The organism is Lentilactobacillus sp. TOM.63, from assembly GCF_030361045.1.
Taxonomy (GTDB): domain Bacteria; phylum Bacillota; class Bacilli; order Lactobacillales; family Lactobacillaceae; genus Lentilactobacillus; species Lentilactobacillus dabitei.
Genome location: NZ_JAUCAP010000095.1, coordinates 1 through 7,828, shown reverse-complemented (window position 1 = coordinate 7,828; position 7,828 = coordinate 1). Strand labels below are relative to the sequence as shown.

The following is a 7,828-nucleotide window of genomic DNA, read 5'->3' as shown; positions in this document are numbered from 1 at the left end:
GATAAAAACATACCCGTCAGTTTTCGAAAAAACACGAAAACTGACGGGCTTTTAATGAACTATGAATAATTCAGGAACAATTTAATTGATCTTTCTTACAATACCATGTATTATAGCAATTAATAAAAGGTAAAGGGGAATTACATGCAAAAGGATGAATGGAAAAATGATTCCGAGTATTGCGCAATAGTTGCTGATTTGTTGGCGAATGATACTGTCAAAAAATTAGCAAATTACAAACAACATCATCATTCAACCAGGTTAGAGCACTCTTTAGCTGTGTCTTTTGATAGTTATAAGATTGCTAAAAGACGTGGCTTGGACTATCGGGCAGTTGCGCGGGCAGGACTCCTTCATGATTTGTTCTTCTACGATTGGAGAACAACCAAGTTTGACCTTGGTTCTCATGCATTTGTTCACCCACGAGTTGCCTTAAGGAACGCCGAAAAGATCACCAAGCTTTCTCCAATTGAAAAGGATATTATCCTCAAACACATGTGGGGGTTAACACTTGCTAGACCAAAGTATGAAGAAAGTGTTATAGTTTCTTTAGTAGATGATTACGAAGCGGTTCATGAATTCATGAGCCCTGTTAAGGTCAAGTATGATGACTTTAAGAATCGTGTTCATCGGATTTCAACCAGCAAGTAACCATTTTTGATTAGATTGGGGGGATATTATGAAACAAGCCGTTGGGTTGGAAGATGAAGTTCATTATTATCTTTGTCCTAAATTTGAAAAGACTTTTTCGTTTCTTGGGAAGAAATGGAATGGTCTAATTATTGATGTTCTCTTGCAGGAAGGTACCATGCGTTTTCGGGAACTGGCAAGACAAATTCCAAAGTGCAGTGATCGCGTTCTGGTTGAGCGTTTAAGAGAACTGGAACAAGATGGTATTCTTGACCGTCATGAGTATCCGGAATCATCCTTAATTGAATATTCGTTGACAGAACAAGGAGAAGAATTGGCACCAATTATGCATTCAATTCATTCTTGGTCTGAAAAATGGTATGCAAGCTTGAAAAAGTAGCTTGACCATTTTTTTATTTTAGCTTATTATTCATTAACGTAATGTGTTTGAGAAAAAAGTAGTAGGTTATGGCTTTATCCAGAGACTCTGTGGTTGGTGTGAACAGAGTAAAGTTGTTTCACGAATTCATTTTTCGAGCTGAAATTGGGAGTTATCATTTAATAACGAAAAATTTCCGGTAGTCACCGTTAAAGATATATTAAGTGTGTCATTCTGTTCGAATGGCAAATTAGGGTGGTACCGCGTTGCTTCGTCCCTTTGTGGGCGAGGCTTTTTTTGTGCTTAAAAATAAACTTTGGAGGGATACTATGTCTTTACGGGATAAATTGTCCGAGATTAAAGAAAAAGGACTGGCTGATATTGGTCAGACCGATGATTTAAAAGCGTTAAATGAGATCAGGGTTCATCTACTCGGTAAGAAAGGCCCAATTACCGCTGCGTTACGCGGGATCAAGGAATTGACGCCAGAAGAACGCCCGGAAGTTGGAAGTTATGCAAATAAAATTCGGGATGCGATTACTGAGGCTGTTGCACAACACCGTGATCAACTGGAAACCATTCAGCTTAACAAGCAATTGGCCGCTGAAAAAATTGATGTGACGCTGCCTGGCAAGCCGGTTGCTCAAGGTCAACCACACGTGATTCAACAAATTATTGACCAAATCGTCGATCTCTTTTTGGGAATGGGTTATGAAGTTTTGACTGGTCCTGAAGTTGAAGAGGATAAGTATAACTTTGAAATGATGAACTTACCTAAAAACCATCCTGCAAGAGATATGCAGGATACCTTTTATTTGAGTAAGGAAATCTTAATGCGAACGCAAACTTCACCTATGCAAGCCAGAGCACTTGAGAAACATGATTTTTCCAAGGGACCTTTGAAGATGATCTCTCCTGGGATTGTCTATCGTCGAGACACGGATGATCCAACCCATTCTCATCAATTTCATCAAGTTGAAGGGCTGGTTATCGATGAACACATCACAATGGCGGACCTCAAGGGTACGTTGATTACCATGGCGCAGAATATCTTTGGTGATAAGTTTGATATCCGGTTGCGGCCAAGCTACTTCCCATTTACCGAACCTTCAGTTGAAGTTGATGTCACCTGTTTTAACTGTATGGGTAAAGGTTGTGACGTTTGTAAGCACACAGGCTGGATCGAAGTTTTAGGTGCCGGAATGGTTCATCCAAATGTCTTGAAAATGGCGGGCGTAGATTCAGATGTTTACGGTGGATTTGCGTTTGGTGTCGGCCCCGATCGATTTGCAATGCTTAAATATGGTGTGGACGATATCCGAGACTTTTATTTGAATGATGTCCGCTTCTTAAATCAATTCAGTAAGAGGGGTAATTAACATAATGAAAGTATCTTATAATTGGTTAAAACAGTACTTAGATCTTAATATGCCTGCCAAGGACTTAGCTGAAAAGATCGAACGAACTGCCGTTGAGGTTGATTCAGTGACCGTTGCAGAAGATGGCCTCAAAAAGTTAGTGGTTGGCCACATTTTATCGATGAAGAAGCATCCAGAATCCGACCATTTACACATTTGTTCAGTTGATGTGGGTGAAGATGAGCCGCTCCAAATTGTTTGTGGCGCTCCCAACGTGGATGCTGGTCAAAAGGTCATCGTGGCTTTGCCCAATTCTCGCATTGGCGGTAACGTCAAGATCAAACGTTCAAAGATGCGGGGCGTTGAATCAGAAGGAATGATTTGTGCGCTCGATGAAATTGGTTTTTCAAAGGATGTTGTTCCAAAGGAATGGGCGGACGGAATTTATGTATTTGATGATGATGTTCCAGTTGGTGAGCCGATCTATCATTATTTAGGAATGGACGATCCAATTATTGACTTGGATGTCACCCCAAACCGTGGTGACATGTTAAGCATCATTGGAACCGTTCATGATCTTGCTGCAATCTACGATCAGAAACCAGAGATCAAAAAGCCGAGTGTAGAAGAAGATCAGTCGTTAGATGCTAACGCTGAAATCAAGGCCACCGCAGATGCCGGTTTAGCTAAGGCTTACAAATTGCGGGTTGTCGAAGGCGTTAAAATTGCCCCAAGTCCAACTTGGCTTCAAATTACCTTATGGAACGCTGGCATTCGGCCAATAAATAACGTTGTTGATGTGACTAATTATATTTTGTTGAAGTATGGACAGCCACTACATTCATTTGATAAGGATAAAATTGATGGCGACATTGTGGTTCGCAATGCTAAAAAGGGTGAAAAACTGGTTACTCTGGATGAAGATGAGCATGAATTATCCCCAGATGACATGGTTATTGCCGATAATGATCAGCCGATTGCCTTAGCAGGTGTCATGGGTGGCTTTAACACCCAAATTGATGATGATACGCAGAATGTTGTCATTGAATCGGCTATTTTTGATTCTTTCCACATTCGAAAGACTGCCCAGAGGCATGTATTGCATTCAGAGGCATCACAACGATTCGAAAGGGGAATTAATCCAGATGGCGTTGAAGATGCTTTAAACGAAGCCGTAAGCATGATTAAACAGTTAGCAGGCGGTAAGATCGCCCAGGGAATTGTGACTGCAAGCGAATACCATCCGGAATTACCGGTTATTTCAATCACGGCTGAGCGAGCCAATCATGTTCTTGGGACTTCACTGAAGCTTGAAGAAATCAAGCGCATCTTTGATCGACTTGAATTTCCGAGTGTTGAACACGGAGATACACTGGCTGTGACGGTGCCTGCCCGCAGATGGGATATTCATATTGATGCAGACTTGTTTGAGGAAGTTGCCAGAATTTATGGCTATGATAACCTGCCAGTTACGTTACCAACTGGTCGCCAAACAATTGGTTTTTTAACATCTACACAACGTCTGCAGCGAGCTTCCCGCCAAATTCTGGAAGGAATTGGTCTCACTCAAGCCATTTCATATTCATTAACAACTGATGCCAAAGCCAAGATGTTCTTGATGCGTGATTCTGAACCAACTAAGTTGCTTTGGCCCATGACCCAGGATCACACGACATTAAGAATGAATCTGGTATCAGGCTTGTTGGATGACGTTGCATACAACCACGCCCACAAAGTAGACGATGTTTCTCTTTACGAAACTGGTCGGGTATTTTACAAAGATTCTGCTGACCAAATTAGGCCTGAAGAAGTTGAACATGTCGCTGGTGTCATTACGGGTAACCTCACCGACCCTGCTTGGAACAATCACGTCAAACCAGCTGACTTTTACTTAATGAAGGGCATGGTCAATCAGTTTATCGTAAACCTTGGGATTAAAGGTGAAATTGCATATAGTGCAACTGATCAATATCCGGAGATGCATCCCGGCAGGACAGCCAACATTTCAATCCATGGCCATAATGTGGGCTTTGTGGGTCAAATTCATCCCCAAATCGCCAAAATGTTTAAGATCAAAGAAACTTATGCCTTTGAATTGAACATGCAGGCCTTAATCGATTTACCAAAGAATGACGATCAATATCAACCAATTGCCAAGTATCCTTCAGTGAAACGAGATATTTCAATGATTGTTGATAGTGAAACAACCAACGATGAAATTGTGGCTGTTATGAATAAACGTGGCGGTGCTTATCTTTCGGCAATTCGTTTATTTGATGTTTACGAAGGTGAAAACGTTCCTGACGGTAAGAAGTCAATGGCCTACTCATTAACTTACGTCAACCCTCGTGAAACGCTTAAAGACGAAGTGGTCAATGCAGCCTTTGAAAAGATTAAAAAACGGTTAACAGCTGACTTAAATGCGGAAATTAGGTAGTTTCGAACTTATAATGAAGATGTATGTAGAAGGAGGAGCTTCCGATGAGCAATAACTCAAATCAACGAACTCCAAAGCCCAATCGAAGCCTTGGGCGCAGGATCATTATTTCCGTCATTACGTTAATTGTTATCTTAGCCGTTACAATCGGATTTATGGGTTACCATTTTTTCCAAGAGGCATTACGACCGTTAAATCCTCAGGATACCGCCGTCAAGCAGGTTCACATCCCGCTTGGGGCATCCAATAAACAAATTGGGTCTATTTTGCAAAACAATAAAATTGTCAAAAGTGGCATGGTTTTTGACTATTATGTCAAATCAAACAATATGGCTAATTTCCGGGCTGGCTATTATCAGCTGACCCCGGCCATGAGTCTGAAAAAAATTGCGGTCAGACTACAACAAGGTGGAACTGATCAACCAATCCAAAGCACGAAAGGAAAATTATTAGTCCGCGAAGGATTGAATATTGATCAAATTGCCAAGCAAGTTGCTGCCACAACTGATTTCTCAGAACATGATTTCATTTCACTGATGAAGGATAAGGCTTTCATTCGCCAGTTGGCTAAACGTTATCCTCAGTTGCTGGCATCTGCGATGAAGTCACAAGGTGTTCGTTACCGCTTAGAAGGGTATTTGTATCCTGCAACTTATGAGGTTAAGAAGAACACATCACTCAAAGCATTAGTTGAGCAAATGGTTGCCAAAACTAACCAAGTGTTGATGCCATACTATCCAAAGATCAAGAAATCCAAAATGACCCTTCAAGAATTTATGACTTTGGCATCTTTAATTGAGCGTGAAGGCGTCAACCAGACTGATCGGCGAAAGATGGCCGGCGTATTTCTGAACCGAATTCGGATTAATATGCCAATTCAGTCAGACATTTCCGTTCTGTATGCAATTCACAGAAACAATAAGACGTTAACTGCCAAAGATTTACAAGTCGATTCACCTTATAATCTTTATGTGAATGCCGGCTTTGGCCCGGGACCATTTGATAGTCCAAGCATCAGTTCCATCAGCGCCGTGCTGCATCCATTGGACCGGTCAAAGGATTACTTATACTTCTTTGCCAATACTAAAACGCAAAAAGTTTATTACTCAACAACGTATGCTCAGCATCAGGAGCAAATTGCCAAGCACTCACCAAGTAAGAAAGACAAGTAATGTAATTGAAAGGGATATTATTTAATGACGACTCCAGATAAACGACCGGTCGTCATCGGCGTAACCGGTGGCTCGGGTAGTGGTAAAACAACTGTTAGCCGAAAGATTTTTGATCAACTTTCAAACTATTCAATCATGATTTTGCAGTTGGATTCCTACTATAACGACCAATCCAATATGACGATGGCTCAAAGAAAACAAGTGAATTATGATCACCCCAATTCATTCGATTATGACTTATTAGTTAAACAGCTAACTCAATTATTGCACTATCAACCGATTGAAAAGCCCGTGTATGATTACAATCTGTTTACCAGAAGTGATCAGACAATTCACCAAGATCCTCGAGAAGTCATTATTCTTGAAGGCATTTTGCTACTTGACGATCAGCGATTACGTGATTTAATGGACATTAAAGTCTTTGTTGATACGGATGATGATATCAGATTAATTCGGCGGATTGAACGTGATACTAAAGAGCGCGGTCGATCATTAGATAGTGTGATTAACCAGTATCTGACAACTGTTAAACCAATGTATCATCAATTTGTTGAACCAACTAAGCGCTATGCTGATATCATTGTTCCCGAGGGTGGCGAGAACCAAGTTGCCATTGATCTCTTGACAACGAAGATTCGGTCTATTTTAATGAAACGTGGTAACAAACAAATTAACAATAATATCGATTCTACAATTTAATCGATCAAAGGAGAATACCAATGGCTGAACAAGAATCATATCCAATGACTGAAGAGGGCCGTGATAAGCTCAAAGCAGAGTTGGAAGACCTGAAAGTAAATCAACGACCAAAAGTGGTCGAACGAATCAAGATTGCCCGGAGTTACGGGGATTTGTCCGAAAATTCTGAATACGAATCTGCTAAAGACGAACAGAGCATGTTAGAAAGCCGAATTAATACAATTGAGCATATGCTACAATATGCTCAAATCATTGACTCCAATGCCAGTGAAAAAGATGAAGTGACAGTTGGTAAGCATGTCACTTTCAAAGAATTACCCGATGAAGAGCCTGAAACTTATCAAATCGTTGGTGCTGCGGAAGCTGATCCAATGTCTGGCAAGATTTCAAACGATTCACCAATTGCCAAAGGATTGCTTGGGCATAAGCTGAATGAAGAAGTTGTCATTCAAATTCCCGCAGGAAATATGAAAGTGAAGATTTTGAAGGTTGAGTAGGTTAACCTTTCATTTCACAAAGTAAATCAATAGTTAAAAAAGCTTGAGCAATATAATCCTTGCTCAAGCTTTTTTGTAACCCAATCACGCCATTCAAAAGGTTTGTGAAATTCAATGACGATGATATACTAAAAGCGTGGCGATTTCGAATTTGATTAGGAGTGTGACTCAAAATGAAGATTGAGGTTACGGATTCAGCCAGTAAATGGTTCCAACGAGAAATGGGGCTGGGAAACGGAAACGGGGTTCGTTTTTACGGAAAAGTATACGGAAAAACGCCGGTTCATGATGGCTTTTCGTTAGCATTGGCAAGGGATGATGATCCTGAGAAAGTGTACACAAAAACCAATAAAGATGGCATTAACTATTTTGTTGACGAAGATGACCGTTGGTTCTTTAAAGGGTATGACTTAAAAATCGATTTCGATCCAAAAAAGGATCCAGAAAATGTCGTTTACACCTACGAAGCTAACGGTGAACTTTAAACAACTACCAAAAGTGCCAGTGGCCTTGAAGACAATTGCGTCTCCAAGGCCACTGGCACTTTTGGTGTTTAATTAATTCTAATCTTGATCTCGAAATTCAGGCTCTTCGTCAACTGTTGTTGGTGAAACTAAATTCGAGTTCTAATCACTTTGTGATTAGGGCTCTTTTTG

8 protein-coding genes and 1 other annotated feature are annotated in these 7,828 nt (G+C 40.6%); all 8 genes read left to right on the top strand.

Annotated features, from left to right (window positions below; genetic code table 11):
• Positions 1-144 precede the first annotated feature (144 nt).
• The 8 genes from QUF07_RS12570 to QUF07_RS12535 all read left to right on the top strand — a co-directional run bounded on the left by QUF07_RS12570 (position 145) and on the right by QUF07_RS12535 (position 7,657).
• Positions 145-651, top strand: a complete 507-nt coding sequence (locus tag QUF07_RS12570) for an HD domain-containing protein (protein WP_056982650.1) — start codon at positions 145-147, stop codon at positions 649-651.
• A gap of 28 nt (positions 652-679) precedes the next feature.
• Positions 680-1,030, top strand: coding sequence for a winged helix-turn-helix transcriptional regulator (locus tag QUF07_RS12565; RefSeq protein ID WP_217164054.1), 351 nt, complete (start codon positions 680-682; stop codon positions 1,028-1,030).
• Between the two features lie 37 nt (positions 1,031-1,067).
• Positions 1,068-1,291: a binding site (T-box leader), on the top strand.
• A gap of 47 nt (positions 1,292-1,338) precedes the next feature.
• Entirely contained in the window at positions 1,339-2,388 is a 1,050-nt protein-coding gene (gene pheS / locus QUF07_RS12560) for a phenylalanine--tRNA ligase subunit alpha (RefSeq protein WP_217164056.1), read from the top strand.
• Positions 2,389-2,392: 4 nt separating this feature from the next.
• Positions 2,393-4,804, top strand: coding sequence for a phenylalanine--tRNA ligase subunit beta (gene pheT, locus QUF07_RS12555; protein WP_289427698.1), 2,412 nt, complete (start codon positions 2,393-2,395; stop codon positions 4,802-4,804).
• Between the two features lie 44 nt (positions 4,805-4,848).
• Entirely contained in the window at positions 4,849-5,976 is a 1,128-nt protein-coding gene (gene mltG / locus QUF07_RS12550; protein WP_289427696.1) for an endolytic transglycosylase MltG, read from the top strand.
• Positions 5,977-6,000: 24 nt separating this feature from the next.
• Positions 6,001-6,675 (top strand): uridine kinase, encoded by a 675-nt coding sequence (udk, locus tag QUF07_RS12545; RefSeq protein ID WP_217164062.1) that lies wholly within the window; start codon positions 6,001-6,003, stop codon positions 6,673-6,675.
• A gap of 20 nt (positions 6,676-6,695) precedes the next feature.
• Entirely contained in the window at positions 6,696-7,172 is a 477-nt protein-coding gene (gene greA / locus QUF07_RS12540; RefSeq protein ID WP_056982657.1) for a transcription elongation factor GreA, read from the top strand.
• A 173-nt stretch (positions 7,173-7,345) separates the two neighbouring features.
• Positions 7,346-7,657 (top strand): HesB/YadR/YfhF family protein, encoded by a 312-nt coding sequence (locus tag QUF07_RS12535; RefSeq protein WP_217164064.1) that lies wholly within the window; start codon positions 7,346-7,348, stop codon positions 7,655-7,657.
• Positions 7,658-7,828: the final 171 nt, after the last annotated feature.